The organism is Draconibacterium sp., from assembly GCF_041583095.1.
Classification (GTDB): domain Bacteria; phylum Bacteroidota; class Bacteroidia; order Bacteroidales; family Prolixibacteraceae; genus Draconibacterium.
In genome coordinates this window covers 1-3,809 of the sequence record NZ_JBFHGM010000378.1, presented here as the reverse complement: position 1 = coordinate 3,809, position 3,809 = coordinate 1, and the positions used below count along the sequence as shown (strand labels likewise).

The 3,809-nt window shown below is 41.7% G+C and carries 3 protein-coding genes; all 3 read right to left on the bottom strand.

Features of this window, described 5'->3' with window-relative positions; translation table 11 throughout:
• Positions 1–569: nitrilase-related carbon-nitrogen hydrolase (locus ABZB17_RS21345; protein ID WP_372653469.1), on the bottom strand; the 569-nt coding region annotated here is incomplete at its 3' end.
• A 139-nt stretch (positions 570–708) separates the two neighbouring features.
• On the bottom strand, positions 709–1,746 hold the full coding sequence (locus ABZB17_RS21340; RefSeq protein WP_372653467.1) for an agmatine deiminase family protein: 1,038 nt from the start codon (positions 1,744–1,746) through the stop codon (positions 709–711).
• 203 nt (positions 1,747–1,949) lie between these two features.
• The coding region (locus ABZB17_RS21335; RefSeq protein WP_372653464.1) for a response regulator at positions 1,950–3,809 on the bottom strand (1,860 nt) is incomplete at its 5' end.

The following is a 3,809-nucleotide window of genomic DNA, read 5'->3' as shown; positions in this document are numbered from 1 at the left end:
TTTTCATCGTCGGTATCGGCAGGGTCCCAACCAATAGCTGTAGGATAAATGAGCATTTCTGCTCCGGCCAATGCCATTAAACGCGCTCCTTCAGGATACCACTGATCCCAGCAAACCAGCAATCCCAATCTCCCAACCGAAGTGTTGATGGGTTCAAAGCCCATATCGCCGGGTGTGAAATAGAATTTTTCGTAAAACCCGGGATCGTCGGGAATGTGCATTTTGCGGTATTTCCCTGCTATCGATCCGTCTTTTTCAAAAACCACAGCGGTGTTGTGGTACAGTCCGGCAGCACGTTTTTCGAAAAGCGAAGTCACCAACACAACGCCATTTTCTTTAGCCGCTGCGGCATATATTTCGGTATCTTTTCCCGGTATCGGTTCTGCCAGATCAAAAAGGTCGACATCCTCTACCTGACAAAAATAAAGGCTGGCGTGCAGCTCCTGCAACACCACCAGTTCAGCTCCCATTTCGGCACATTTTTTAATGGCCTTTAAACTATTTTGTGTGTTCTCTTCTTTGCTGCCTGTACGCTTCTGCTGTATGATACCTACTTTTAATTTGCTCATGATTTCCGTTCAATGTTTTTGCCGTTTCACTAACCCCCTGAATCCCTCAAAGGGGGACGGTTCATCCCCGCCAGCTGGCGGAAGATTAGGAGGGCTTTTCCTAATGTATTAAGGCGTTCAATTTTATAAGTCTCTTTACCTAACTATTCAATTTTACCGCTTCCGGATACTGCATGGTTACGCAGTGCAGCGCCCCGTGCTGTTCGATCAATACCCTGCAATTTATTGGAATTATTTCTTTTTCGGGAAAAATCCGCTGCAAAATATCAACGGCTTCGGCATCTTGTTTTAATCCGTAAACCGGAAGCAGCACCGCACCGTTGATAATGGTGAAATTTGCATAAGTTGCCGGTAAACGGTTCCCTTCGTCATCAAAACAAGGGTCGGCAAACGGAAGTTCAACCAGTTGGTAAGGTGTTCCGTCTTTGGTAGTAAACTGTTCCAGTTCGGCTTTCATTTTTTGCATCGCCCCGAAATGCTCGTCTTCCGGATTATTACACCCCACGTAGGCAATGGTATTTTCGTTACACAAACGTGCAATTGTATCGATATGCGAATCGGTGTCGTCGCCGGCCAGGTAACCGCTGTTGAGCCACAAAACACGTTTTGCACCAAAATTCTGTTTCAGGATATCCTCAATTTCTTCCTGAGTATATTGCGGGTTGCGGTTCTCCTCCAGCAAACATTCGGTGGTGGTAAGAATCGTACCTGAGCCATCGCTTTCTATGGAGCCGCCTTCCAATACAAAGTCGAAGCTTTTAAATTCGCAATGCTGAAAAATACCCTGATCGAACAAAGTTTTGGTGATTTGATTGTCGAGACCGGCCTCGAACTTTTTTCCCCAGCCATTAAAAATATAATCCTGAACAATGGCTTTTCCATTTTCGAGGACAGTAATTCCACCGTGGTCGCGTGCCCAGGTATCGTTCGAGGGAACTTCAGCAAAATAAACATTCGATGTATTTCGGAAATAAGCACGAACACGTTTTACATCGTCGCAAACCACCAGTACTTTCTGAAAGCGGGCAGCGGCTTCAATTATATCCACAAAACAGGCACTGGCTTCCTTTAAAAGATAAGCCCAATCGCTGGCTGGATGCGGAAAGGTAAGTTGTAAAAACGACTGCGGCTCCCACTCGGCGGGCAAACGCAGACTTTGATCCAATGAATTGCTCATACTTTTTTCTGTAATCTTTTCGGGCTCAAAAATAAAACGAAATTACACAGCTTCATCTTTTGGGTAAAAGTTTCTCCAATCTTTTAGCTGAAGCTTGCTGGAAACTGGATGCCCCGACGCTACGGTCGGGATTTTCGCTTCGCTCAACTGGATGCTGGATACTGGATACTGGATGCTAGTGGCTAGTAGTTTGTAGCTCGATCCTATCCTATTTTCAAATGCTTATCGATGAGGCTAAATAACTTCTCTTTATTCAGCGGTTTTGAAATAAAGTCGTTACATCCGTGCTGTAAAGCCAGTTGTTTATCGGAATACCTGGAATAGGCTGTTTGGGCAATAATCGGCAAGTCGGGGAATTCTGATTTTATTTTTGCCGTTGCTTCGTGGCCGTTCATCACAGGCATTTTAATGTCCATTAACACGAGGTCGATTTTTTTGTTTTGCCCGCATAAATCCACTGCCTCCTGGCCATTTTTTGCATGAATAATATCGAATTTTTTCCCGTTTTTTGTTTCAAACAGTGCCTCTATAAACAGAAAGTTTACTTCTTCATCTTCGGCAACAAGAATGGTAAAGTTTTTAACCGGTTTACCGGATGCCCTGTCAGATGCCCCGGTTTGCAACAGGTGTTTGGTGTTATTGGCCGGTTTAAATGGGATGGTTAAATAAAAAGTAGATCCCTCCCCTTTTACCGATTCCAGTGTAATGTCGCCTCCCAGTAGTATGGCATTTTCTTTTGATATGGACAGGCCTAATCCCAGTCCCCCGTGTTTTTTCGAAATTTCTTTATCTTCTTGCGAAAACCGTTCGAAAATAAGATCGAAACTATTACTGGAAATACCGATTCCGGTATCCTTCACATAGAAAACGATTTTGTTTTGTTCGATTTTATACCCAAATTCGATAAACCCTGAGTGCGTAAACTTAATGGCGTTTTCGAGCAGGTTACTCAGTATTTTATTCAGTTTTGATTTATCGGTACTTATTTCGCATTCATTATCGTGCAAGGCCTTTTTTAGATAGAGTGGAACATTTCGTTCTTTTGATTTCAGACTGAAAATTGAAAATAGTTCCATTAAAAAATCATTCAGAGAGAATGTTGTTTCATTAATTTTTTTCTGCCTGGTTTCCAGGGTTGAAATTTCCAGTATATCATCAATAATCCGGAGCAACTGACGGCTGCTGTTTTGCACAATTTGAGAATAATACTTTCTTTTTTCGTACGAAAGATCCGGGTTATTAAGCATTTCGGAAAAGCCGATAATCCCATTCATTGGCGTACGAATTTCATGAGACATGTTGTTAAGGAATTCGGTTTTTAACTGGTTGGCCTCTTCGGCTTTCTCTTTAGCCGAAACAAGTTCAGCTTTATATTTTTCTTCAATGAGTTTGGTTCGCAGCAAAGGAGCAATATAATTGCAAATTTCTTCAAGCATATGTTTGTGGTTTTCGTTAAAACCACCCTCTTTATTGGCTACAAGAATTTGCCCGATTAATTTTTCGTGAAAAAGAATTGGAACTGCCAAAGCATTTTTTTGCTGTACATGCCCCATCGGGAATTTCAGGTTTTCGTTTCGAAAAACGCTTTTCTTTTTGATGAGACTTTCGCCCCAGATGCCCGACCATACACTTTTAGGAAATTCGACTGTTTTATGGGGCATTTGGTATTTTCCGCAAACATCGAAAGTCATGGTTGGGCAAACCAATGTTTGTTCGTTCTTGTCGGTAATATAGCCAAAAAATCCAAATGAGCATTTTAAGGTGTTCAGAATAATCTCCAGTATTGATTTGAAGAACTTATCGTCGTACCCCAGAATTATGGCATTTGATATTTTATTTTTAAGTCGGATTTCTTCTTCAGATTGTTTTAGCTGAAGTTCTGATTTTTTTAGATTGACATATTGTTTTTCGATTAGCAGCTCATTCCGCTCGGCAATTTCTTTTGCGTTTTGGAGTGCCTGTTCTGTTTCTTTAACTTTGGTAATATCCATATTAAAGCCATACCAGGTAATGCTTCCATCAGGTAATCTTTCAGGTGTTGATCGGGAATAAATCCATTGAAT